General features: G+C 67.2%; 21 protein-coding genes. 9 read left to right on the top strand and 12 right to left on the bottom strand.

What is annotated here, in order from left to right; genetic code table 11:
• Positions 1-20: 20 nt before the first annotated feature.
• The 3 genes from ACTHQV_RS09890 to bglB all read left to right on the top strand — a co-directional run bounded on the left by ACTHQV_RS09890 (position 21) and on the right by bglB (position 4,592).
• A complete protein-coding gene (locus tag ACTHQV_RS09890; protein WP_440490398.1) occupies positions 21-335 on the top strand; it encodes an L-rhamnose mutarotase in 315 nt (104 codons plus the stop codon).
• Entirely contained in the window at positions 332-3,346 is a 3,015-nt protein-coding gene (locus ACTHQV_RS09895) for a glycoside hydrolase family 35 protein (protein WP_440489989.1), read from the top strand. The genes ACTHQV_RS09890 and ACTHQV_RS09895 overlap by 4 nt, the downstream gene beginning before the upstream one ends.
• A gap of 133 nt (positions 3,347-3,479) precedes the next feature.
• The gene (gene bglB / locus ACTHQV_RS09900; RefSeq protein ID WP_440489990.1) at positions 3,480-4,592 is read left to right on the top strand and encodes a beta-galactosidase BglB; all 1,113 of its coding nucleotides are present in this window, start codon (positions 3,480-3,482) and stop codon (positions 4,590-4,592) included.
• 259 nt (positions 4,593-4,851) lie between these two features.
• Here the strand turns inward: bglB and alaS are convergent, their stop codons facing one another.
• On the bottom strand, positions 4,852-7,497 hold the full coding sequence (gene alaS, locus ACTHQV_RS09905) for an alanine--tRNA ligase (protein ID WP_440489991.1): 2,646 nt from the start codon (positions 7,495-7,497) through the stop codon (positions 4,852-4,854).
• 109 nt (positions 7,498-7,606) lie between these two features.
• On the opposite strand from alaS, the gene ACTHQV_RS09910 reads away from it, so the two are divergent.
• From ACTHQV_RS09910 to ACTHQV_RS09925, 4 genes are read left to right on the top strand one after another with little or no spacing between them, the layout of a single operon-like run.
• On the top strand, positions 7,607-8,941 hold the full coding sequence (locus ACTHQV_RS09910; RefSeq protein ID WP_440489992.1) for a dicarboxylate/amino acid:cation symporter: 1,335 nt from the start codon (positions 7,607-7,609) through the stop codon (positions 8,939-8,941).
• Positions 8,941-9,765, top strand: coding sequence for a tryptophan 2,3-dioxygenase (locus ACTHQV_RS09915; protein WP_440489993.1), 825 nt, complete (start codon positions 8,941-8,943; stop codon positions 9,763-9,765). Before ACTHQV_RS09910 ends, ACTHQV_RS09915 begins: the two co-directional genes overlap by 1 nt.
• Entirely contained in the window at positions 9,762-10,988 is a 1,227-nt protein-coding gene (gene kynU / locus ACTHQV_RS09920) for a kynureninase (RefSeq protein WP_440489995.1), read from the top strand. The genes ACTHQV_RS09915 and kynU overlap by 4 nt, the downstream gene beginning before the upstream one ends.
• Before the next feature lie 48 nt (positions 10,989-11,036).
• Positions 11,037-11,258: a DUF3072 domain-containing protein gene (locus tag ACTHQV_RS09925; RefSeq protein ID WP_440489996.1), complete on the top strand. Its 222-nt coding sequence runs from the start codon at positions 11,037-11,039 to the stop codon at positions 11,256-11,258.
• A 150-nt stretch (positions 11,259-11,408) separates the two neighbouring features.
• Here ACTHQV_RS09925 and ACTHQV_RS09930 read toward each other — a convergent pair whose 3' ends face one another.
• The 7 genes from ACTHQV_RS09930 to ccmC are packed head-to-tail and all read right to left on the bottom strand — an operon-like array spanning position 11,409 to position 16,133.
• Complete coding sequence (locus tag ACTHQV_RS09930) at positions 11,409-12,044, bottom strand: tetratricopeptide repeat protein (protein ID WP_440489998.1); 636 nt, start codon at positions 12,042-12,044, stop codon at positions 11,409-11,411.
• Positions 12,041-12,445 (bottom strand): cytochrome c-type biogenesis protein, encoded by a 405-nt coding sequence (locus tag ACTHQV_RS09935; protein ID WP_440490000.1) that lies wholly within the window; start codon positions 12,443-12,445, stop codon positions 12,041-12,043. Before ACTHQV_RS09935 ends, ACTHQV_RS09930 begins: the two co-directional genes overlap by 4 nt.
• Positions 12,442-12,969, bottom strand: a complete 528-nt coding sequence (locus ACTHQV_RS09940) for a DsbE family thiol:disulfide interchange protein (RefSeq protein WP_440490001.1) — start codon at positions 12,967-12,969, stop codon at positions 12,442-12,444. Before ACTHQV_RS09940 ends, ACTHQV_RS09935 begins: the two co-directional genes overlap by 4 nt.
• A complete protein-coding gene (locus ACTHQV_RS09945; RefSeq protein WP_440490003.1) occupies positions 12,966-14,882 on the bottom strand; it encodes a heme lyase CcmF/NrfE family subunit in 1,917 nt (638 codons plus the stop codon). Before ACTHQV_RS09945 ends, ACTHQV_RS09940 begins: the two co-directional genes overlap by 4 nt.
• Complete coding sequence (gene ccmE, locus ACTHQV_RS09950) at positions 14,879-15,307, bottom strand: cytochrome c maturation protein CcmE (protein WP_440490005.1); 429 nt, start codon at positions 15,305-15,307, stop codon at positions 14,879-14,881. The genes ACTHQV_RS09945 and ccmE overlap by 4 nt, the downstream gene beginning before the upstream one ends.
• A complete protein-coding gene (locus ACTHQV_RS09955; RefSeq protein WP_440490007.1) occupies positions 15,304-15,411 on the bottom strand; it encodes a heme exporter protein CcmD in 108 nt (35 codons plus the stop codon). The genes ccmE and ACTHQV_RS09955 overlap by 4 nt, the downstream gene beginning before the upstream one ends.
• Positions 15,408-16,133 carry a heme ABC transporter permease CcmC gene (gene ccmC, locus ACTHQV_RS09960; RefSeq protein ID WP_440490009.1) on the bottom strand — a complete coding sequence of 242 codons (726 nt, stop codon included), beginning with the start codon at positions 16,131-16,133 and terminating at the stop codon, positions 15,408-15,410. The genes ACTHQV_RS09955 and ccmC overlap by 4 nt, the downstream gene beginning before the upstream one ends.
• Before the next feature lie 141 nt (positions 16,134-16,274).
• On the opposite strand from ccmC, the gene ACTHQV_RS09965 reads away from it, so the two are divergent.
• Positions 16,275-17,042, top strand: a complete 768-nt coding sequence (locus ACTHQV_RS09965; protein ID WP_440490010.1) for a Crp/Fnr family transcriptional regulator — start codon at positions 16,275-16,277, stop codon at positions 17,040-17,042.
• 70 nt (positions 17,043-17,112) lie between these two features.
• Here the strand turns inward: ACTHQV_RS09965 and ACTHQV_RS09970 are convergent, their stop codons facing one another.
• Positions 17,113-18,126, bottom strand: a complete 1,014-nt coding sequence (locus ACTHQV_RS09970; protein ID WP_440490011.1) for a ferritin-like domain-containing protein — start codon at positions 18,124-18,126, stop codon at positions 17,113-17,115.
• 17 nt (positions 18,127-18,143) lie between these two features.
• Complete coding sequence (locus ACTHQV_RS09975; protein ID WP_440490013.1) at positions 18,144-19,109, bottom strand: ferritin-like domain-containing protein; 966 nt, start codon at positions 19,107-19,109, stop codon at positions 18,144-18,146.
• Positions 19,110-19,250: 141 nt separating this feature from the next.
• Here ACTHQV_RS09975 and ACTHQV_RS09980 point away from each other — a divergent pair, with 141 nt between their 5' ends.
• Positions 19,251-19,991 carry a Crp/Fnr family transcriptional regulator gene (locus tag ACTHQV_RS09980; RefSeq protein WP_440490014.1) on the top strand — a complete coding sequence of 247 codons (741 nt, stop codon included), beginning with the start codon at positions 19,251-19,253 and terminating at the stop codon, positions 19,989-19,991.
• A 3-nt stretch (positions 19,992-19,994) separates the two neighbouring features.
• Here the strand turns inward: ACTHQV_RS09980 and ACTHQV_RS09985 are convergent, their stop codons facing one another.
• Together ACTHQV_RS09985 and ACTHQV_RS09990 are read right to left on the bottom strand one after the other, a co-directional pair.
• Entirely contained in the window at positions 19,995-21,305 is a 1,311-nt protein-coding gene (locus ACTHQV_RS09985) for a sigma-54-dependent transcriptional regulator (protein ID WP_440490016.1), read from the bottom strand.
• Positions 21,302-23,020 carry a sensor histidine kinase gene (locus ACTHQV_RS09990; RefSeq protein ID WP_440490018.1) on the bottom strand — a complete coding sequence of 573 codons (1,719 nt, stop codon included), beginning with the start codon at positions 23,018-23,020 and terminating at the stop codon, positions 21,302-21,304. The genes ACTHQV_RS09985 and ACTHQV_RS09990 overlap by 4 nt, the downstream gene beginning before the upstream one ends.
• Positions 23,021-23,194 lie beyond the last annotated feature (174 nt).

Genomic DNA, 23,194 nt, shown 5'->3' on the forward strand with positions numbered 1-23,194 from the left:
TGAACAAGCAGGAGGGGTGGATGGCGCGGCAGGCGTTTCGGATGCAGTTGAAGCCGGGCATGGCCGCCGAGTATCGTGCGCGCCACGACGCGATCTGGCCCGAGCTGTCGGCGCTGCTGCGTGAGGCGGGGATTTCGGATTACTGGATCTTCCTAGACGAAGCGACCGGCGCGCTGTTCGCGACGCTGGAACTGGCCGAGCAGAATCAGCGCGATAGCCTGCCCCAACATCCGGTCATGCAGCGTTGGTGGGACTCGATGGCGCCGCTGATGGAGACGCAGGCCGACAACCGGCCGCTCGAATGGCCGCTCACGCCCATGTTCCACATGGCATGACCCGGATGCTCCGTAGCCTGCTCCTGTGTGGCGCTGCCGTGTCGATGTTGACGCCGGCGGTCGCCCAGACCGCGAAACCGACCGCCAATCTGGCCGCGCCGGTCAAGAAATTCGGGCGTGTTTCGTATGATGCCCGCTCGCTGATGATCGATGGCAAACGGATCACCATCTGGTCGGCCGAGGTCCATGCGTTCCGCCTGCCCTCCCCCGACCTGTGGCGCGACGTGTTGCAGAAGATGAAGGCGAGCGGGTTCAACACCGTCGCCTTCTATTTCGACTGGGGGTTCCACAGCCCGAAACGCGGTGTGTACGACTTCACGGGCATTCGCGACATCGACCGGCTGCTCGACATGGCGGCCGAGGAAGGGCTGTACGTCATCACCCGCGCCGGGCCGTATGTGAATGCAGAGCTGACGCGCGGCGGCTTTCCGGGATGGTTGCAGAACCAGCGGGCGCGGGCGCGGACCGACGATCCCGACTATCTTGCCGCTGCCGACGAATGGCTCAGCCAGATCAACCCGATCATTGCCCGCCACCAGATCAACAACGGCAAGGGCACGGTGATCCTGCACCAGATCGAGAACGAACTGGCGCTGACCACCCCGGCACAGGGGCGGTATATGGACCACCTCTATGCCAAGGCGCGGGCGGACGGGATCACCGTGCCGCTGTTCCATAACGATCAGGGGCGCAACGGATATTGGGTGCCGCGCGGATCGAACGTCGCCAAGACGGTCGAGGGTTCGCCCGACCTGTACGCGTTCGACGGCTATCCCGGCGGCACCTGTACCGTCGGTGGCAAGGTGACGCGCGGGAGCGCCGCGCCCGACTGGGGTTTCTACGGCCCCGGCGGAGCGAAGGGTGGTGCTTCGGCCAGCCCGAACACGCCCGGCTTCGCGGCCGAATTCGGCGGCGGCTGGTTCGATTATTGGGGATCGAACGGCGGCTATGAGTGCAACGCCCGCCAGCGCGGCAAGCGGTTCCAGCGGGTATTCTATGGCACCAATCTGGCCAACGGCATCGCCATCCAGAGCTTCTATATGGGGTTTGGCGGGACCAGCTGGGGCTGGTTGCCGGCGCCGGTGGTCTTCACCAGCTATGACTATGGCGCGGCGTTCAGCGAGACGCGCGAGGTGCGCGAAAAGGCCGAGGAACTGAAGGCGCTGGCCGGCATGATCGCGGCGGTGCCCGATCTGGCGGGGATGGTGCCGGCGGGGCCGGTGACGATCTCTTCGCCGAATATCCAGGTCTATCACAACAAGTCGCCGGAAACCGACGCCCGGTTTTTGCTGGTGACGCACAATCCGTCGAACAAGCAAAGCGACGACCGCTTCACCATCACCGCCGACCTGCCCGACGGACGCTATGCGTTGCCGGAGATGCGGCTGAACGGGTTCGATGCGAAGTGGTTGATTGCCGGCGTCAATCTGGGCGGGCAGCGGCTGGTCTATGCGACGTCGGAATTGCAGTCGCATCTGCGGATCGACGGCGGCGATATGCTGCTGCTGTACGGGCGGACGCAGGAAGCGGGCACGACGGTGCTGCGCTATGCCAGCGCGCCGAGCGTGCGGGTGATCGCCGGGCACGTGCGGTCGTCCTTCGATACGGCGCAGGGCGATTTGCGGCTCGATTACACGCATGGCAGCCTAGCGCGGGTGCAGGTGTCGGGCGGCGGACGGCCGCCGATGACGCTGCTGATCGGCGATGAGGGCGAGGTCGCGAAGTTCTGGAAAGCGGGCGACGTGCTGGTGCGCGGGCCGGCGCTGGTACGCGGGCCGGCGCTGGTACGATCGGCCAAGGGTGGCGCGACGCTGGCGTTGACCGGCGACACCAGGGAAGCGACGCCGCTGGAGGTCTGGGCGCCGAAGCGGGTGCGGTCGGTGACGTGGAACGGTGCGCGGGTCGCGACCGGGACGGGCAGCGCCGGCAGTCTGGTCGCGCGTTCGCCCCTGCCCGGTCCGGCGGCGGTGACGTTGCCGGTACTGGCCGAGTGGCGGATGGCGCCGGGATCGCCCGAGGCGGAACCCGGCTTTGACGATGCGGCGTGGCAGGCGATCGATAATCGCGCCTATGCCAGCATCACCGCGCGGCCCGATGGGCAGCCGAACATGCTGATGGACGCATACGGCTTTCATGAGGGCGATGTGTGGTATCGCGGGCGCTTCACCGGCACGGCCGATGCCGAGCGGCTGCGGCTCTATTACGGGGCCGGCGGGTCGGGGATGGTACAGGTGTTCCTCGATGGCAAGCTGATCGGGCAGGACGAGCTGCCCGGCGGATTGCCGCGACCGATCACGACGGGGACCGCGACGATCGCGCTGCCGGATCCGGCACGGACGCCGGGCGAGCATGTGCTGTCGGTGATGCTGCGCAACAACGGCCATAACTGGGACCTCGACGCCGACGATTTCCATAAGGAAGCGCGCGGGATCGTGTCGGCTTCGGTCGAGAAACAGGCGGGGCAGTCCTTCGCCATCCCGGTCGCGTGGAAGATTCAGGGGCGGCAGGGCGGCGAGGATATCGTCGATCCGGTCCGCGGGGTCGCCAATAATGGCGGGCAATTTGGCGAGCGGATGGGATGGCACCTGCCCGGGTTCGACGATGCGCGCTGGGCGAAGGTCACGTTGCCGGCGACCTCGGCTCCAGCGGGGACCAGCTGGTATCGCACCAGTTTCGACCTGAACGTGCCCAAGGGGCAGGATGCGACGATCGGGGTGTCGTTCGGCGATGCATCGCTTCCCCGATCGCCGGTCGATTACCGCGTGCTGGTGTTCGTCAATGGCTGGCATATGGGGCAGTTCATCGCCCATGTCGGGCCGCAGCGGACGTTCGTCGTGCCCGAAGGCATACTGAACCATCGCGGGCGCAACGTGCTTTCGCTTGCCGTCACCAGCGATGGTGCGCCGGGCAACGCGCTGGAGCAGGTGCGGCTGGTGACGATGCGCAACGTTCGCGGCGGGGTGCCGGTGCGGATGGTCGATGCGCCGGCGGTGTTGGCAGCGGCGAAGTGACCGGCGTCGTTTCTTCGTACCCCCGCGCAGGCGGGGGTCCAGAGCCGCAGGCGAACCACTTGCGGCCCTAGGCTCCCGCCTGCGCGGGTGCAAACCGAATTCTTACACGAACAACCCTTCTACCGGAGCTATCATGGCCGCGCTGACCCACGACATTCCCCGCCAACAGGTGACCGACGCCATCGCGCTGCTGATGGACAATCTGGTCAATATCAAGGACGAGACGGGCGAGTTCCTGCTCCATCTCGACGACGGGCGGATCATCGACACCAAGGGCTGGGCCGGGTGGGAATGGACGCATGGCGTCGGCCTGTTCGGCATGTGGCGCTATTATGAGCAGACCGGCGACAAGGCGGCGCTGGCCATCATCAAGCAATGGTTCGAGGATCGCTTTGCCGAGGGCACGCCGACCAAGAACATCAACACCGTCGCGCCGTTCATCACCCTCGCCTATCTGTACGAGCATGAGCCGGACCCGCGCTATATCCCGTATCTGGATACGTGGGCGGAATGGCTGATGGCGCCCGACGGCCTGCCCAAGACCGAAGAGGGCGGGTTCCAGCATATCGTCTATAACGACGAAAATCCGGGCGAGATGTGGGACGACACGCTGATGATGAGCGTGTTGCCGCTGGCCAAGATCGGGCTGTTGTTGAACCGCCCGCATTATGTCGAGGAGGCGAAGCGCCAGTTTCTCGTCCATATCAAGTATCTGTTCGACAAGAAGACCGGGCTGTGGTTCCACGGCTGGGACTTTAACGGGCGGCACAATTTCGCCGAAGCGCTGTGGGCGCGTGGCAATTGCTGGGTCACGATCGCGATTCCGGAGATCATCGAGATTCTCGATCTGCCGCAGGGCGATGCGCTGCGCATGTTCCTGATCGATACGCTGGCGGCGCAGGTCAAGACGCTGGCCGAGACGCAGGACGAGAGCGGGTTGTGGCATACGCTGATCGTCGACCCGACCAGCTATCTGGAAGCGTCGGCGGCGGCGGGGTTCGCCTACGGCATCCTGAAAGCGGTGCGGAAGGGGTATCTGCCGCGGCATTATGAGGCGGTCGGGATCAAGGCGGTGCGTGGCGTGCTCGCCAATATCGACGAGACCGGCGAGTTGAAGCAGGTCAGCTTCGGGACCGCGATGGGCGATACGCAGCAATTCTACAAGGATATTGCGCTGACTTCGATGCCGTACGGGCAGAGTCTGGCGGTGTGTGCGCTGGCTGAGTTTTTGCGGACGTATATCTGAGGGCTGGCCGGGAACCCTACCCATTCCGTACCCCCGCGGAGGCGGGGGTCCAGGGTCACGGGCGGTGCGCTGTGTGGCTCTGGATCCCCGCCTGCGCGGGGATACGGTTTGGGGCGGGTCACGCCCTACCCCACACAAACGACGTACCCCGGCGGAGGCCGGGGCCTAGTTGAGGGACGCTGCCCGCATCTCGCGGAGGTCTTCCCAACTGGGCCCCGGCCTTCGCCCGGGGGTACGATAACGTCCGTGCGTTGGGCGATCAGCCCGCCAGCAACGCCTTAATTGCGTCGATCGCCTCGGCGCCCTTCGATCCGTCCGGGCCGCCGCCCTGCGCCATGTCGGGACGGCCGCCGCCGCCCTGCCCGCCCAAGGCCGCGACCGCCGCCTTGACCAGATCGACCGCGCTGATCCGGCCGACAAGGTCGCTCGACACGCCGACACCGACCGAGGCACGGCCGTCATTGACCGCGACCAGCGCGACCACGCCGGACGGCACGCGCGCACGGGCTTCGTCGATCGTGCCGCGCAGGGCCTTTGCCTCCAGCCCGTCGATGACCTGACCGAGGAAGGCGATGTCGCCGACCTGTTCGGGACCGGCGGGTGCGGCACCGGCGCCGCCACCCATGGCCAGCGCCTTCTTGGCGTCGGCCAGTTCGCGCTCGAGGCGACGGCGATCCTCGACCAGTTGCGCGACGCGCGCGGGGACCTCGTCGGGGGTCGCCTTCAGCGCTGCGGCGGCTTCGCGGAGCTTCGCGTCGCGGTTGCCGAGCCACTGGCGCGCGGCTTCGCCGGTCAGCGCCTCGACACGACGGACGCCCGAGGAGACGGCGCCTTCGGACACGATCTTGAACAGGCCGATCTCGCCCAACGCATTGACGTGCGTGCCGCCGCACAGCTCGATCGAGTAGGTGCCTTCCGCATCCTGCCCCATCGAGACGACGCGGACCTCGTCGCCATATTTTTCGCCGAACAGCGCCATCGCGCCCATCGCGATCGCGTCGTCGGGGGTCATCAGCCGGGTGGTGACGGTGCCGTTGCCGCGGACCTGCGCGTTGACGTCGGCCTCGACCAGCGCAAGCGAATCGGCGGCGATCGGTGACGGCTGCGAGAAGTCGAAGCGCAGCCGTTCGGGCGCGACCATCGACCCCTTTTGCGCGACATGGGTGCCGAGCCGTTCGCGCAGCGCCTCGTGCAGCAGGTGCGTCGCCGAATGGTTGGCGCGGATCTGTGCGCGGCGGGCGGTGTCGATGGTCAGCGCGACGCTGTCGCCGACCTTCAGGCTGCCAGCGTCGATCGTGGCGACATGGGCGTGCAGCTTGCCCAGCTGCTTGGCGGTGTCGGTGACGGTCGCCGTCAGCCCGGCATCGGTGGTCATGGTGCCAGCATCGCCGACCTGGCCGCCGCTTTCGGCATAGAAGGGCGTCTGGTTGGTGAGGACCAGCACCTCGTCGCCGGCCTCAGCCGATTCGACGCGCACGCCGTCCTTGACGATGGCGACGACCTGTCCCTCGCCCGCCTCGACCGAATAGCCGATGAATTCGGTCGGACCGGCGGTTTCGAGGACGTCGAACCAGATATCGTCCGAAGCCTTGGCACCCGAGCCCTTCCACGCGGCGCGTGCCGCCCGCTTCTGTTCGGCCATCGCCGCGTCGAAGCCGGCACGGTCGACGGCATAGCCCTGGGCGCGGAGCGCGTCCTCGGTCAGGTCATAGGGGAAGCCATAGGTGTCGTAGAGCTTGAATGCGGTCTCGCCGGCCAGCGTCGCGCCATCGGCCATGCCGGCGGTTGCTTCGTCGAGGAGCTTCAGCCCCTTGTCGAGCGTGCGGCGGAACTGGGTCTCTTCCTGTTGCAGCGTCGCTTCGATCAGCGGCTGGGCGCGGACCAGTTCGGGATAGGCGGCGCCCATTTCGGACACGAGCGAACCGACCAGCCGGTGCATCAACGGGTCCTTGGCACCCAGCAGATGCGCGTGGCGCATCGCGCGGCGCATGATGCGGCGGAGCACATAGCCGCGCCCTTCATTGGCCGGCAGCACGCCGTCGGCGACGAGGAAGCCCGAGGCGCGAAGGTGATCGGCGATGACGCGGTGGCTGGCCTGGATCGGACCCTCGGCGCGGGTGCCGGTAAGTTCGCACGACGCGGCGATCAGCGCCTTGAAGGTGTCGGTATCATAATTGTCCGACACGCCCTGCATCACCGCCGCGATGCGTTCGAGGCCCATGCCGGTGTCGATCGACTTCTTGGGCAGTTCGCCGACGATCTCGTTCGCGTCCTGCTCGAACTGCATGAACACGAGGTTCCAGATCTCGACGAAGCGGTCGCCATCCTCGTCGGGCGAGCCGGGAGGGCCGCCGGGGATATGGTCGCCGTGATCGTAGAAGATTTCCGAGCACGGACCGCACGGGCCGCTGTCGCCCATCGCCCAGAAATTGTCCTTGGTCGGAATGCGGATGATCTTGTGATCGGGCAGGCCGGCGATCTTCTTCCACAGGTCGAACGCTTCGTCGTCGGTGTGATAGACGGTTGCGGTCAGTTTCTCCGCGGGCAGACCCCAGTCGCGGGTCAGCAGCGTCCAGGCGTTCAGGATCGCCTGTTCCTTGAAATACTCGCCGAACGAGAAATTGCCGAGCATTTCGAAGAAGGTGTGATGCCGCGCGGTGTAGCCGACATTGTCGAGATCGTTATGCTTGCCGCCGGCGCGCACGCATTTCTGCGACGACGTCGCCGTCACATAGGCCCGCGTCTCCAGCCCGGTGAACACGTTCTTGAACGGCACCATGCCCGCATTGACGAACATCAGCGTCGGATCGTTCTGCGGAACGAGCGGGGCGGAGGCGACGCGGGCGTGGCCCGCCTTCTCGAAAAAGTCGAGGAACGAGCGGCGGACATCATTGGTCGAGGTCATGCGGGCTCGATACGCAGGCACGCGCGACTTGCCAAGCTGCGACAAGCACAGGGGTTGACCCGGACGAAACATTCCCGTCCTTTCCCGCGCAAACGATCAGGGACTGCGCATGGCCAAGCGGCTTACGACTTTCATTCTCATCGCCCTTGTCGCGGGCCTCGTGCTTGGCTGGGCGCTGAACGCCGGGCTGGACGATGGCGGCGGCGCGGGCAGCGCGACGCTGAAGAACATCGCCTATTACCTCTCCGCGGTGACCACCGTGTTCCTGCGGCTCATCAAGATGATCATCGCGCCGCTGGTCTTTTCGACGCTGGTCGTCGGCATCGCGCATATGGGCGACAGTTCGTCGCTCGGCCGCGTCGGGCTGCGGTCGTTCGGCTGGTTCGTGATGGCGAGCTTCATCTCGCTGATGCTCGGGCTGGTGCTGGTCAATCTGTTGCAGCCGGGCGTGGGGCTGGGCCTGCCGGTCCCACCGGTGACCGCCGCGACCGGCGTCGACAAGCCGGCGTTCGATTTTGTCAAGTTCGTCGGCCATATCTTCCCCGCCTCCGGCATCGAGGCGATGGCGACCAACGAGATATTGCAGATCGTCATCTTCTCGCTGTTCATCGGCGTCGCGCTGACCGCGGTCGGCGACAAGGGCAAGCCGCTGGTGCGCGCGCTCGAGGGCCTTGTCGCGGTGATGTTGCAGGTCACTGACTATGTCATGCGCTTCGCGCCGTTCGCGGTGTTCGCGGCGGTGACGGCGACGCTGGCCGAGCGGGGACCGGGGATCATCGGCGACCTCGCCTATTTCATGGGCAGTTTCTATCTCGGCCTCGCTACGCTGTGGACGGTGCTGATCGGCATCGCGTTCGCGATCATCGGCCCGCGGGTGAAGATGCTGCTGCGCTATCTGCGCGATCCGATCCTGCTCGGCTTTTCGACGGCATCGTCTGAGGCCGCCTATCCGCGCACGCTGGAAGCGCTCGACCGGTTCGGGGTGCCGCCACGCATCGCCAGCTTCGTGCTGCCGCTCGGCTATTCGTTCAACCTCGACGGGTCGATGATGTATATGACGTTCGCGTCGATCTTCATCGCGCAGGCCTATGGCATCGACCTGAGCTGGGGACAGATGATCCTGATGCTGCTGGTGCTGATGGTCACGTCGAAGGGGATTGCCGGCGTACCGCGCGCCAGCCTGGTGGTGATCGCCGCGACTTTGGGCATGTTCAACATCCCGGAGGCGGGGCTGTTGCTGATCCTCGCCATCGATCACTTCCTCGACATGGGTCGCACCGCGACCAATGTCGTCGGCAACGCGATCGCCGCCAGCGTCATCGCCAAGTGGGAGGGCGGGTTCGACGCGCCCGAATCGCCGGTGATCGAGCCGTTGCCGACGCCTTCGGGGCATCCGCGTACCGACGTCCCCGACAGCTTCCGTGACATGGGCGAGCCGAAATAATGGAGAGCCGCGAGGCGGACCACCCCGCCCCGCCCGCCAGCGGCCCGACCTATGGCAGCTATCTGCGGCTCGACCGGTTGCTGACGTCGCAGGAGCCGCTGTCGGACACGCATGACGAATTGCTGTTCATCGTCATCCATCAGGCGTCAGAACTGTGGATCAAGCTGTGCCTGCACGAGCTGGAAGCGGCGCGGCAGGCGCTGATCGCCGACCGGCCGGGCAGCGCGTTCAAGATGATGGCGCGCGTCGCCCGTGTACAGCAACAGCTCATCCAGAGCTGGGAGGTGCTGGCGACGATCACCCCGGCCGATTATTCGGCGATGCGGGGCAAGCTGGGCGGGAGTTCGGGGTTCCAGTCGGTGCAGTATCGGCTGCTCGAATATATGCTGGGTGCGAAGAAGGCGGGGATGCTGGCGGCGCATGACGGCGACGTCGATGCGCAGACGGTATTGCGCGAGGCGCTGTCGCGGACCAGCCTGTATGACGAAGCGCTGCGGATGCTGGCGCGGCGCGGGTTCGCCATTCCGGCAGACCGGCTGGAGCGCGATTTCACCCAACCCTATGTCGCGTCCCCGGCGGTCGAGGCTGCGTGGCAGGCGGTGTATCAGGACCCCGATCGCTGGTGGGACCTGTACGAACTGGCCGAGAAGCTGGTCGACCTTGAATATCGCGTGCAGTTGTGGCGGTTCGGCCATCTGAAGACGATCGAACGGATCATCGGCTTCAAGCGCGGCACGGGCGGGACGGCGGGCGTCCCCTATCTGGCGAAGGTGATCGACGAAGTGTTCTTTCCCGAATTGCTGGCCGTGCGGGTGGCGTTGTGACGTCGCTGACGGAGGCCGAGGCGCTGGATGCCGCCGATCCGTTGCGCGGGTTTCGCGATCGGTTCGCGCTGCCAGAGGGGGTGATCTATCTCGACGGCAATTCGCTGGGCGCGCTGCCGAAGTCGACGCCGGCGCGGTTGCAGGCGGTGGCGGTCGAGGAATGGGGCAATGAGCTGATCCGCAGCTGGAACGCACATGACTGGGTCGGAGCGGGACGGCGCGTCGGAGCGAAGATCGCGCCGTTCGTCGGGGCGCGGCCGCATGAGGTGGTGGTGGCGGATTCGACCTCGGCCAATCTCTACAAATTGCTGGTCGCGGCGGTGAGGGCGCAGGGGGAACGGCGGACGATCCTGTCGGAGCCGGGCAATTTCCCGACCGACCTGTATATGGCCGATGGTGCGGCATGGAGCATCGGCGACGCGCGGGTGAGGACCGTGCCGGTGGCGGAGATCGTCGATGCGATCGACGACGATGTTGCGGTCGTGCTGCTGACCCATGTCCATTACAAGAGCGGGGCGATGCTCGACATGGCGGCGATCACCGCCGCTGCGCAGGCGAAGGGCGCGCTGGTGCTGTGGGATTTGAGCCATAGCGTCGGGGCGGTGCCGGTCGACCTTAATGGCGGCAACGCCGACCTGGCGGTCGGGTGCGGTTATAAATATCTGAACGGTGGCCCCGGTGCCCCGGCATTCCTGTATGTGGCGGAGCGGCATCAGGCGGTGTTGCGATCGCCGCTGTCGGGGTGGTTCGGCCATGCTGCGCCGTTCGATTTCGGCGACGATTATGCGCCGGCGGGCGATATCGGCCGGTTCCAGTGCGGGACGCCGCCGATCCTCGGCATCGCTGCGCTTGAGGAAGGGATCGCCCAGTTCGATGGCGTCGATCGTGCAGCGCTGTTCGCCAAGGGGCGGGCGCTGGGCGATGCGTGTATCGCGCTGATGGCGCAGCATTGTCCCGACATGGAACTGGTGTCGCCGCGGAATGCGACGGCGCGGGGCAGCCATGTCTCGTTCCGGCACCCCCAGGCCTATGCGATCTGTCAGGCGCTGATCGATCGCGGGGTGATCGGCGATTTCCGCGCGCCGGACGTGCTGCGGCTGGGCTTCGCGCCGCTCTATGTCGGGTTTGCCGATCTGTGGCGGGCGGTGGCGGTGCTGGCGGAGGTGCTGCGTGAGGGTAGTTGGGACAAGCCCGAATATCATGCGCGCAACGCGGTAACCTGACGGAACGAATTGAGAACGCGGCGGTTGGTGGCGGCGAAAGGAACTGCCATGACCGACCATGCCAATCCCAAGAGCGAACCCTTTTCGAATGCCGAGAAGGACCCGGACGACTGGACGACCGGCGACGAGAAGATGACCGGGGCGCAGGCGTCGTATCTGAAGACACTGAGCGAGGAAGCGGGCGAGCCGTTCGACGACGGCCTGACCAAGGCGGAAGCGTCGAAGGCGATCGATGCATTGCAGGAGAAGACCGGGCGTGGGGTGAGCTGAGGCTCCCCCTTCTCCTTCCGTTCGTTTCGAGCGGAGGTTCGAGCTTGTCGAGAACCGTAGTCGAGAAGTTGGTGCCCCAAGCGCCCCGTTCTCGACAGACGCTTCTCGACTTCGCTCGAAGCTGCTCGAACCGAACGGGGGAGTTCGGGGTCAGGACGTCGGACGCATCGCCATCAGCCGGTCGAGCAATACCAGCCGGGTCGCGAGGTCGACGCGGTAGGTTGCATTCGGCCTCGACCGCTTGAGTGCGGCCAGCCATGCCCGCTTGGCGCCGGCCAAGTCGCCGGTCTGGATCAGGGCCATGCCGTAGTAGAAATAGGGTCCGGGATGGTCCGGCGCGTTGGCGATCCCCTGGGCGAAGGCGAGTTTGGCGGCGGGCGACAGGACGCGGCCGCCGTCATGGGCGAGGATCGCGGTGCCGAGCCGGGTCCACAGCCGCGCGCTCTGCGGATTGCCCTGCAACCCGCCGAGCACCGCATTCACCGCCGCCTGGGTCGCGCCGGCGCGCGCGAGCCCGTCGGCGGCGACGGCATAGGCATAGTCGTAGGTGAAGCGACCCCAGATCGCGTCGCGCAGATCGTCGGCGGCGATGTCGACCGGCTCGGTCTCGCGGTGCGCGGCGCGTGGCGTGCCAGGGAGTTCGGGGCTGCCCTGCCACGCATAGCCGGCCGCGCCGAGCATCAGTGCGGCACCGACGAACCCCCAGAGCGGCTTGGCGACGCGCGCCAAGACCAGCAGCGCGAAGCTGCCGACCAGCAGCGCCGTCAGGATCAGCCAGCCGTTCATCGCCGCCTCCGCTTCAGACTGCGCCGCGCGAGCACGATGCCGATGCCGAGCAGCAGGAGCGGCGTCGCCCAGAGCAGGAGGCTGGCCGGCGAGAAGGGCGGGTCGTAGCTGACATAATCGCCATAGCGCTGGATCAGCCAGTCGCGGACCTGGTCGGGGCGTTCGCCCGCCGCGATGCGTTGCCGGACCAGCGCACGCATGTCGGCGGCCATGTCGGCATCGCTGTCGGCGATCGACTGGCTTTGGCAGACGAGGCAGCGCAGCGTTTCCATCAGTGCCTTGGCCGCGCGTTCCTGCGCCGGATCGGGCAGTTGCGTGTCGGCGAGTGCGGGCGGCGGCACGTTGGATTGTGCCGCTGCGGGGCCGGCGAAAAGCAGCGCGAGGGGGAACAGCGCCCTCATCGTGCGGCCTTCAGCTTGGCGAGGAGGACCGGCACGTCCTCGTCGCGGATCGCGCCGATATGCTGGTGGGCGATGCGCCCCTGCCCGTCGATGACGAAGGTCTCGGGCACGCCCGACGATCCGAGTGCCAGTTGTACCGAGCTGTTCCGGTCGTCGCCGATCGCGGCATAGGGGTCGCCATAGTCTGCGAGGAACGCGGCGACCTTGTCGGGCGTATCGCGGATCGCGATAGCGTCGATCGCTGCGCCAGCGTTGGCGAGCTTTGCCAATTGCGGGGCTTCTGCGGCGCAGGGGACGCACCAACTGCCGAAGACGTTGAGGAGGCGCGGCTGGCCGGTGCGGAAGACTGCGGTGGTCAGGCCCGGCTTGCTCGGGAGCGCGGGGGCTAGGGTGAAGGCCGGCAGCGGCTGCCCGACCAGGCGCGAGCGGACCTGCCGGTCGGGCTCCTGACGCAACATCCACGCGAACAGGCCGGCGATGACGACGAACGCCAGCAGCGGCACCCAGAGCAGCCGCCGCTTCACCGCGCCCTCCGTCGCCGGACGCGACCGATCAGCGACACGAACCCGCCGAGCGCGATCAGGCCGCCACCGGCCCAGATCAGCGTCACGAACGGCTTCCACCACAGCCGCAACTGCCGCCGCCCGCCATGATCGTCGCGGCCGAGCACGGCGTAGAGCTGTCCGTCCCAGAAGGTCGCGAGCGCGGCTTCGCTGGTTTCGGTCGGCGGGTTGGCGAAGAAACGCTGTTCGGGGCGCAGCAGGAACGGCTTCCCGCCGTCGCGGGTGACGATCAGCCGCCCCTGCACCGCCGACCAATTGTCGCCGACGACCGGCTTGATCCCCTCGAACCGGATCGCGAACGGACCGACGCGGTTGCTCTCGCCCGGCGCGGCCGCGACGAGGCGTTCGGCGGTGAAGGCGCTGTCGCTGGTCATGCCGGCAAGGCTGACGGCGATGCCGAGATGCGCGACGACCATGCCCCAGATCGGCAGCGGCGTGCGCCACGGACTGCGGCCGATCAGCGGCAGGACGCTGGCGACCGCAAGTCCCGCGGCGAGCGACAGGCCGAGGACCGGCATCCAGCCGGCATCGCTGAACAGCAACACGATAAAGACGAGCAGCGAAACCCCGGCCGGCACCGCGATCCGCCGGGCGACCGCCCTGCCCCGGTCGCGCCGCCAGCGCAGCAACGGCCCGACCGCCATGCCGGCGACCAGCAGCAATGCGATCGGCCCTGCGGCCCGGTTGAAGAAGGGCGGGCCGACCGACAATTGCACGCCGAACGCCTCGGCCAAGAGCGGGTAGAGCGTGCCGATCAGCACGATGCCGAGGATGACCGACAGCAACAAGTTGTTGAGCACCAGCCCACCTTCGCGGCTGACCGGTTCGAACAATGCCCCCTGTCGTACCGTACCGACGCGGAAGGCGAACAGGGCGAGCGCTCCGCCAATATAGAGAATCAGCAGCGCGAGGATGAAGCTGCCGCGCGTGGGATCGACCGCAAAGGCATGGACGCTGGTCAGGATGCCCGAACGGACGAGAAAAGTGCCGACCATCGACATCGAAAAGGCGACGACCGACAGCATGATCGTCCATGCGCGCAACCCGTCGCGGGTCGCCAGTACCGTCACCGAATGGAGCAACGCGGTCGCCGCCAGCCACGGCATCAGCGAGGCGTTTTCGACCGGGTCCCAGAACCACCAGCCGCCCCAGCCGAGCTCATAATAGGCCCAGTAGCTGCCCGCGGTGATGCCGATCGTCAGGAAAATCCATGCGCCGAGCACCCATGGCCGCATCGCCCGCGCGAAATCGCGACCGACATCGCGGGTGACCAGCGCCCCGACCGCGAACGAAAACGCCACCGACAGCCCGACATAGCCGAGATACAGGGTCGGCGGATGGAAGGCGAGACCGGGGTCCTGCAACAGCGGATTGAGGCCGAGACCGTCGAGCGGTGCCGGCGACAGGCGGGCAAAGGGGTTCGAGGCGAACAGCAGAAAGGCGTAGAAGCCGGCCGCGATCGCCGCCTGCGCCGCCAGCGTCGCGACGTGGGTGCGCGTGACCAGCAACCGCTCGAACAGCGCGATCGCCCCGCCCGCCACCGCCAGCACGGTGACCCACAGCAGCATCGACCCTTCGTGATTGCCCCAGGTCGCGGCGACCTTGTACAGCATCGGCTTCGCGCTGTGGCTGTTTTCGGCGACCAGCAGCACCGACAGGTCGGTCCGCGCGAACAAGGCGACCAGCGCGGCGAAGGCACCGAGCGCCAGCACCCCCTGCGCCACCGCGACCGGCCGGACGGCGGCCAGCAGGTCGCGCACGATCTGCGGCGGTTCGCCTGCGCGCGACGGCAGCGCGATCGCCGCCATCGCCAGTTGCAGCAACGCCATCGCCGCCGCCAGCCACAGCGCCGCCAGACCGGCTTCGGCGATCACTGCTCGATGCTTTCGCTCTTGTGCATCTTTCCGGCGACCTGCGGCGGCATGTAGCGTTCGTCATGCTTGGCGAGCAGATTGTCGGCGACGAAACCGCCGCCGGCCAGGAACTTCCCTTCCGCCACCACGCCCGAATTCTCCCGGAACAGGTCGGGGACGATGCCGGAGAAACGGACCGGCACGGTCGCCTTCCCATCGGTGACGGTGAAGGCGATCGTCACGCCATCGGCCATGCGCTTGACCGATCCGGGGGCGACCATGCCGCCGAGGCGCACCGGCTTGTCGACCGGTGCCGAGGCGGCATCGGCCGGCGCATAGAAGAAGGCCGCTTCGTCGCTCAAAGCCGACATTGCCAGCAGCACCGCGCCGACGATCGCGACCACCGCCAGCAATGCCAGCGTCATGCGTTGCCGTTTCGGAGTCATCCCCGCTCCGCGCGGCGCATCGCCACCCATGCCGACACGATCAGCGCGACGATTGCCGCGATGGTCAGGCCGTAGGCGGCGAGGATGAACGGCCAATGGTTCATGCCGCGGCCCGGCGACGCATCCGCGCCTCCGCCTTGATCCGGGCAAGATCGGCCCGCATCCGCATCAGCACGATGCCGCCGAACAACAGGCTGGCGCCACCGGCGGTAAAGCCCAGCGGCCACAGGATCGACGGGTCGATCGTGGATTTGGCGAGGGTGATGCTCGGCCCTTGATGCAGCGTGTTCCACCACAGCACCGAATAGCGGATGATCGGGAGCAGCGCGGTGCCGGCGATGCCGAACAGCGCCGGTATCCGCCCGTCCCCGTCGCGATCGGCATCGGCGCGGGCGAGCGCCAGATAGGCGAGATAGACGAAGAACAGCAGCAGCATCGACGTCAGTCGTCCGTCCCATTGCCACCATGTCCCCCAAGTCGGACGACCCCAGATCGAACCGGTGGCAAGGCAGATGCCGGCGAACACGGCGCCGGGCAACGCGATGGCGCGTGCCGCGACCGCGGCCAGCGGGTGCCGCCAGACGAGATAGACGATGCTCGACAGGGCTAACCCCGACCAGCCGCCCATGCCGAGCCATGCGGCGGGCACATGGACATAGAGGATGCGGACGCTGTCGCCCTGCAGATAATCCGCCGGCGTCTGCGTCAGCCCCGCCCAGCACCCGAACAGGAACAGCGCCAGCCCGCCCCAGACCAGCAGCGGCGTCAGCGGTCGCGCGATCGACAGAAATCGACGGGGATTGGCAAGGGCATGGAAGCTGGGCACGGTCGCGCCCTGTCTATGCAAGCCGCACGGAAACGGCAATGCGGATCGACGTCCTGTCGCCGATCGCAACCGTAAGGATATATTACCGTTGGTACGCTACGGACTTGGACCCATATCCGGCTGGTTTGTACGGGAGTGATCATGAGTTTGCAGCACGATCATGCCGGCATTGTGAACCGGACCGCCGCCACCCCCGCCGGTCGGCGCATGTCGGCCAACCTGTTCCTCGCCAATCTGAGCGATGCGGATTTTTCGTTGCTTTCCCCGCATTTTGAACGGGTTTCGATCGCGGTCGGCGACGTGATCGTGCCGGCGGGGGCGCGGATCGAGTATCTGACCTTCCTCGATTCCGGCATCGCCGCACTGCTCGATTCGATCGAGGGCGAACGGCTGCACGCGGTCGGGCTGATCGGGAACGAGGGGTATCTGGGCTGGCCGGTGCTGCTGGGCGACGACCGGTCGCCCTATGCGACGATCCTGCGTGCCGAGGCGGGGACCGCGCTGCGCATCCCGGTCGATCGAGTGATCGAGGCGGCGGAACAGAGCGACACGCTGCGCCGCGCACTGCTGCGCTTCGTCGAGGTCTTCATGATCCAGATGGGGCGGACGGTCGTATCGGCACTGGGCCATTCGGTCGAACGGCGGCTGGCGCGGTGGATCCTGCTGTATCACGACCGGGTGCGCGGCGATGAGATCGCCATGACGCATGAGGAGTTCCGCATCATGCTGGGCGTACGGCGCAGCAGCATCACCGATGCGCTGCACCGGCTGGAGGAACAGCATGCGATTCGATCGGTACGCGGGCGGGTGATCGTGCGCGAACGCGAAAAGCTGTTGGCGCTGGCCGCCGATACCTATGGTTCGGCCGAGGCCGCCTATGAACGGCTGGTGCGGACCGGCGAGGAATAAGCGGCAAACGCAACGGACAAAAAAAGGGCCGCCCCGAAACGGAGCGGCCGAATACCCCAGGGGGCTGGGATCAGCTGGAAGCGCTTTGCCGGATCGTGCCGTTGACCCCGTTCGGGAAGAAGCCGCCGGCGGTTTGGACGGTGCGGTTCAGATAGACGATGTTCAACACCTGGCCGGGCGTGCGGCTGAAGGCGATGCCCATATTGTCGGCGGGGACGATGTTCGACGCAAGCGTCGAGCCGCTGCCGGTGGCGCGGATGCCCTGATCGAGATCGGTGCTGCCATCGAGGCTGTCGCGCGCGTTCGAGATCGCGTCGGCCGCATCGATCAGCGCCGGGGTGGCGACGCCCTTGCGATACAGCACGGTGCGGACCAGACCGGCATGATATGCCTCCGCCGCATGGATGCCGGCCGCCGCTTCGAGGAAGGTCTTGTTCGAGATGAACCCGACCGCGCCCTTGTAGGCGGTGACGCCGACATCCTCGAAGATATACGCGCCGAGCAGGAAATTCTCGTCATTGGCATAGACGTCGAACGCCGCCCCTGCCCCGATCAGCCCGGCGGCACGCGCCGCGTTCGAAAAGGCGCTGGTCGCGGTCACGCCGATATCGATCGCCGGTTGCGCCACCGCCGCCGACCCCAGCGCCCGGCGCAGGAAGTTGACGTGCGCGATCTCGTCCGCGGCGATTTCGCGGGCATAGCGGGCGACGAGCGGATCGGTGAAGGTTACCTGCCGGCCGCCGGTGACCGCCCCCTGGTTACCGGTACCCGACAGGCTGCTGTTGGGCAGGCCGGTGCCGAGCGCGGCGTAGGAATAGAATTGCGCTTCGAGATATTCGAGATTCAGCGCGAAGTTCAGCACATCGGCATCGCTGATCGCGCTGGTCGGGGTCGGCGTGGGGGTCGGCGTCGGCGTCGGCGTGGCACCGTTGCGCGGGCCGCCGCCGCTGTCGCTGCACGCGCCGAGCAGCGAGGCACCCGCCGTCGCGACGGCCGCGCCGCCGGCATAACGGATGAAGTCGCGCCGGGCGTTGCGGCGTTCGTCACAGGCTTCGAGCACCTGCAGGATCGGATCGTTGGTCATGCTACTCTCTCCCTGGCTCAGTTCGCGGCGCTGGCGCGGATGGTGCCGTTCACCCCGTTGGGGAAGAAGCCACCGCCATTCACCTGGGCGCGGTTGAGGTACACGATGTTCAGCACCTGCCCGGCCGAGCGGCTGAAGGCGATGCCGTCGCTGTCGAGGGGGACGATGTTGCTGGCAGTCGAGTTGCTGGCGAGCGGCGTCAGCCCCTGATCGAGATCGGTCGTGCCGTCGAGGCTGTCGCGCGCATTCGAGATCGCGTCGCTGGCGGCGATCAGCTGCGACGAAGGCGTCTCTATCCCCTTGGCATAGAGCGTCGTGCGGACGATCGCAGCGTGGTACGCCTCCACCGCGAGGATGCCGGCGGCGGCCTCGAGGAACACCTTGTTGGCGAGCAGCGGCGCCGCGCCCTTGTAGGCGGTGACGCCGACATCTTCGAAGATGTACGCGCCGAGCAGGAAATTCTCGTCGCTGGCATAGGGATCGAAGCTGGCGCCCGCGCCGATCAGCCCGGCCGCGCGCGCGGCATTCGAAAAGGCGCCCGTCGCCGAGGCGCTGATGTCGATCGCCGGCTGGGCGACGGCGGAGGTGCCGAGCCCGGCGCGGAGGAATTCGACATGCGCGCGTTCATCGGCGGCGATCTCCCGGGCATATTGCGCGACGATCGGGTCGGTGAAGGTCACCTGTCGCCCGCCGGTCACCGCACCCTGTTGCCCGGTGCCGGTCAGCAGCGAGCTGGGCAGGCCGGTGCCGAAGGCGGCGAAATAGTAGAACTGCGCCTCCAGATATTCCAAGTTCAGCGCGAAATTAAGAACATCGGCATCGCTGGGCGCGGTTTGCGCAATGGCTTCGTTCGATTCCGATGCGAAGATGACGGCGCCGCCGATCGCCGCCGCCCCCCCCAGCATCCGAAAGAAATCGCGCCGCTCCTCGCGGCGTTTGGCGCGTGCTTCGAACGCCTCCGTCAACAACGTCTGATCGGTCATGGCACCGTCTCCCTGCATCGTTCTTCCGCAGAAACGATACCGGCTCGAATAAAGATGCACGCCCGGACCGGACGTACGGTTCCGTACAGGGCACGGCCGATGACTGGATTGCAAAAAATCTTGCGGGCAAAAGGTCGTCAAATGGCGTTCGTAGTGCAAACAGACATTTCGCCCGACAATGGCAGTTTTCTGCCGACGACGGACAATCGGCTGATCGGATCGCTGCGCGCGGAAACGCGGCGACGACTGGCGATGGCGGCGACCCGCATCGAATTGAATACGGGCGACGTGCTTACCCGCGCCGGCGAACCCATCGATCGACTGGTCTTTCCCGAAGGCGCACCGGCGATGCTGTCGGTATCGACCGGCGGTTCGTCGCAGGATGTCGGGCTGATCGGGCGCGACGGCGTCGTCGGCTGGTCGCGCCTGTACAGCGACCAGCCGACGCCGTTCACCGCGCGCGTCCATATCCAGTCGGGCAGCGCGATCGAAATCCCGGCGGCGGCGGTAGTCAATGCCGCCGACGACGATCCCGAATTGCTGAAACGCATCCTGACCTTCGCCCAGCGCTTCACGATGCAGATGGCGCGGACGCTGGCGTCGGCGCTGCGCGACGTGCCCGAACGGCGCATCGCCCGCCTGCTGCTGATGATCGACGACCGAATCGATGGCGACACCATGTCGGTGACCCATGCCTCGATCGCGGCGACGCTGAACCTGCGCCGGGCGACTGTCACCGACTGTCTCCACATATTGGAGGGCGAGCATATGGTGCGGTGTTCGCGCGGGCGGATCACGATGCGCGACCGCGCGGCGCTGCAGGCGCGCGCCGGCCTTGCCTATGTCGCCGAAGACGGCCTGGCACCCGAAACGCCGCGCTGATCGTCAGGGCTGGCCGCGCACCGTCTTCAGGTCGATGCCGAGCCGCTGCACCTTGTAGTAGAAAGTCTTGCGCGGGATGCCGAGGCGGTCGATCGCCGCGCCGATCTCGCCGCCGGTCGCGGCGATCGCGGCGAGGATCGCCTCGCGTTCGAACGCGGCGATGCGTTCGGGCAGCGGGCGGCTGGCGTCGTCGGACGCCGCCATGCTGCCGCTGCCGTCGAGCCCCAGCACGAAGCGGTCGGCGAAATGCGCCAGTTCGCGGACATTGCCCGGCCAGTCGTGATGCGCGAGCAGGTCGCGCGCCTCGTGCGTCAGTGGCGGCACCTCGCGCCGCAGCCGCGCGGCCGACGCGTCGACCAGATGCGCGAACAGCAGCGGCACGTCCTCGCGCCGTTCGCGCAAGGGGGGAATGCGCAGCCGCACCGCCGCCAGCCGGTAGAGCAGCGCCGGGGCGATCGCGTCGGGCGCGCGCTGCGCCTCCTCCGCCGCGGTCGCGATGACGCGGATATCGACCGGTACGGCATCGCGGTGCCCCCGAATCGCCCGGTCCTCGATCACCTGGGTCAGCCGCCCCTGGAGCGCGCGGGGCGCCTGATCGATATCGTCGAGGAACAGCGTGCCGCGCTGCGCGCCGACGATGCCGCGATCGCCGACGGTTACGAACAACTCGTCCTCGATCGCCTGTCCTGGCAGCGCGGCACAGGCCACCGCGACGAAGCGGTGCCGGGCGCGGCGGCCGGCGCGGTGGATCAATCGCGCCAGCAATTCCTTGCCGGTGCCGGTCTCCCCCTCGATCAGCAGGTCAATATCGGTATCGGCGAGCACCGGGATCATCTCGCGCAGGCGGACGATCGCGGGCGAGCGGCCGATCAGCGCCGCCTGTTCGCCGCCCGCCGCCTGTGCCCGCAACCGACGATTGTCGAGCGCCAGCGCGCGCGCGGCGACGGCGCGGGTGGCGGCGGCGATCAGCGCGTCGGGATCGAACGGCTTGGACAGGAAATCCCACGCCCCCGCCTTCAGCGCATCGACCGCCATCTCGACATCGGCATGGCCGGTCACGAGCACCACCGGCAGCGTCGGGTCGCGTTCGCGCAAGGTTCGGAACAGTTCGATCCCCGACATATGCGGCATGCGCACGTCGGTGACGACGATGCCGTCGAAATCGGCATCGATCGCAAGCAGCGCCGGCTGTGCCGCGACGAAGGGCACGACGTCGAATCCCGCCAGCGTCAGCAGCTGCTGGGTCGAGGCGCGCAGATCGGGATCGTCCTCGACCAGCGCCACCCGCCCCGCGATCGCACGAACGTCGCTCATGGCACCCGCCGCAGCGTCGCTTCGAAACGGGCGCCACGTTCCGAGGGAAGGAGCCGCAGCGTGCCGCCGAGATCGGTCATGATGTCCTGCGCGATGACCAGCCCCAGTCCCAGGCCGTTGGGGCGGCTGGTGACGAAGGGGGTGAACATGCGTTCGGCGACCGACGGATCGATGCCGGGACCGTTATCGGCGACGATCAGCGAGACGATATCGCCATCGACCTGCACCTCGATCGCGATGGCGGGATCGGGGCGGCCGTCCAGTGCCTCCAGCGCGTTCTGCAACAAATTGACCAATACCTGTTCCAGCCGCACCCGCCCAGCGACCACCAGCAGATCGTCGGAAATGACCGGCGCGGTGAAATCGACTTCGGACAGACGCTCCTTCAGGATAAGCCGCGCGCCGTCGACGATATCGGCCAGCGGCACCGGGCCGATCGTGCCGCTGCCCTTGCGCGCAAAGCCGCGCAATTCGGCCGTGACGAGGCCGATCCGGTCGGTCAGCCGGGCGATTGCCCCCAGATTGTCGTCGACCTGCCGCGCGTCGCCCCGCGCCAGCAATTGCCGGGCGGCAGCGACATAGTTGCGGATGGCGGCGACCGGCTGCGCGGTTTCGTGGGCGACACTGGCAGTGATCTGTCCCAGCGCGGCGAGGCGATTGGCCTGGCGCAGCCCCTCGCGCAGATCGGCGGCGCGCGCTTCGGCGGCGGCGCGTTCCTCCATCTCGTCGCGCAGCAGGCGGGTACGGTCGGCGACGGCGGCCTCCAGCTCGCTGGTACGGATCGCGCGACGGCGCGAGCGTTCGCGCAGGCCCCAGGCGAGCGCCAGCAGCGCCAGCGTGACGATCGCCGCGGCAATCGCGCTGCCGCGCACGACGCCGCCAACCGCCGGTTGCAACGGCATGGCGAGATGGACGCGCCAGCCGGCGGTGTCGGGATCGGTCTGGACATGCTGCAACAGGCGCCGTTCACCGTTCAGGCGGATCGCATCGTCGAGGATCGCGAACGGCCGCGGGCGCAGCGCTTCGGCGCCACTATCGGCACGCACTGCCGCGGCGATGACGGGCGCGATCGGCAGCGTCGCGGCGAAGCGCCATTGCGGAAGGCTGGAGATCAGGACCACCCCCGCCTTGTCGGTGACGAAGGTCAGCCCGCCCGCCGCGCGCCATTCCTGTTCGATCCGGTCGAATTCCAGCTTCACGATGACCACGCCCCCCTCGGCCGTCCGGCGGCTGAGATACAGGCCGGGGCGGTGGCTGACGGTGCCGAGCGCGAACTGCATGCCCGATCCCAACCGCATGGCATCGCGATAATAGCGGCGGAAGGTATAGTCCTTGCCGACGAAGCTTTGCGGATCGGCCCAGTTGCTGGCGGAAGTGGCCAGCCCGTCCCGCCCGATGACGTAGATGACCGACGCGCCGGTCGCGGCGGCGAGCGCGCTGAGCTTCAGGTTCAGCGCCTGCGCCGCGCCCTCGGCACCGCGCACCGCCGCGACGACGTCGCGATCGTCGGCCAGCGCCAGCGGCAGCAGGCGGAAGCGGGCAATCTCGCTGGCAAGCAATACCTGGCGCAACCGGGCATCGGCCTCCATCGATGCGACGAGGTCGGCGCGGGCACGACGTTCGGTCACACGACCGACCAGCACGGCGGCAAGGACGCTCAGGAGCAGCGCCCCGAACACCCAGCGAATCCATGCCGATCTCAGTCCCACCCGCATCGGCCACCAGCTTTACGAAGCGGAAAGCTTTTGTGCAAGAATTTGCACTTTGCGCGCTTTCCGGCGGCGGAAATTGGCGCAACGCAGGCGTAATGGTTTTGATATATATCTGTTATATATAGCTTTTATAACCTTGATTGCGCGCACGACAACCTTGATTGCAATCCGTTAAAC

The sequence above is a fragment of the Sphingomonas sp. SAFR-052 genome (genome assembly GCF_051965015.1).
Lineage (GTDB): Bacteria > Pseudomonadota > Alphaproteobacteria > Sphingomonadales > Sphingomonadaceae > Sphingomonas.

Excerpts from the sequence above, each read along its gene's own strand:
- ACTHQV_RS09955 (WP_440490007.1), bottom strand. The coding sequence starts at position 15,411 with ATGAACCATTGGCCGTTCATCCTCGCCGCCTACGGCCTGACCATCGCG.
- ACTHQV_RS09910 (WP_440489992.1), top strand. The coding sequence starts at position 7,607 with ATGGCCAAGCGGCTTACGACTTTCATTCTCATCGCCCTTGTCGCGGGC.
- ACTHQV_RS09965 (WP_440490010.1), top strand. The coding sequence starts at position 16,275 with ATGAGTTTGCAGCACGATCATGCCGGCATTGTGAACCGGACCGCCGCC.
- ACTHQV_RS09990 (WP_440490018.1), bottom strand. The coding sequence starts at position 23,020 with ATGCGGGTGGGACTGAGATCGGCATGGATTCGCTGGGTGTTCGGGGCG.
- ACTHQV_RS09915 (WP_440489993.1), top strand. The coding sequence starts at position 8,941 with ATGGAGAGCCGCGAGGCGGACCACCCCGCCCCGCCCGCCAGCGGCCCG.
- ACTHQV_RS09935 (WP_440490000.1), bottom strand. The coding sequence starts at position 12,445 with ATGAGGGCGCTGTTCCCCCTCGCGCTGCTTTTCGCCGGCCCCGCAGCG.
- ACTHQV_RS09895 (WP_440489989.1), top strand. The coding sequence starts at position 332 with ATGACCCGGATGCTCCGTAGCCTGCTCCTGTGTGGCGCTGCCGTGTCG.
- ACTHQV_RS09930 (WP_440489998.1), bottom strand. The coding sequence starts at position 12,044 with ATGAACGGCTGGCTGATCCTGACGGCGCTGCTGGTCGGCAGCTTCGCG.
- bglB (WP_440489990.1), top strand. The coding sequence starts at position 3,480 with ATGGCCGCGCTGACCCACGACATTCCCCGCCAACAGGTGACCGACGCC.
- ACTHQV_RS09980 (WP_440490014.1), top strand. The coding sequence starts at position 19,251 with ATGGCGTTCGTAGTGCAAACAGACATTTCGCCCGACAATGGCAGTTTT.
- ACTHQV_RS09925 (WP_440489996.1), top strand. The coding sequence starts at position 11,037 with ATGACCGACCATGCCAATCCCAAGAGCGAACCCTTTTCGAATGCCGAG.
- ACTHQV_RS09985 (WP_440490016.1), bottom strand. The coding sequence starts at position 21,305 with ATGAGCGACGTTCGTGCGATCGCGGGGCGGGTGGCGCTGGTCGAGGAC.
- ACTHQV_RS09890 (WP_440490398.1), top strand. The coding sequence starts at position 21 with ATGGCGCGGCAGGCGTTTCGGATGCAGTTGAAGCCGGGCATGGCCGCC.
- ACTHQV_RS09970 (WP_440490011.1), bottom strand. The coding sequence starts at position 18,126 with ATGACCAACGATCCGATCCTGCAGGTGCTCGAAGCCTGTGACGAACGC.
- alaS (WP_440489991.1), bottom strand. The coding sequence starts at position 7,497 with ATGACCTCGACCAATGATGTCCGCCGCTCGTTCCTCGACTTTTTCGAG.
- ACTHQV_RS09975 (WP_440490013.1), bottom strand. The coding sequence starts at position 19,109 with ATGACCGATCAGACGTTGTTGACGGAGGCGTTCGAAGCACGCGCCAAA.
- ccmE (WP_440490005.1), bottom strand. The coding sequence starts at position 15,307 with ATGACTCCGAAACGGCAACGCATGACGCTGGCATTGCTGGCGGTGGTC.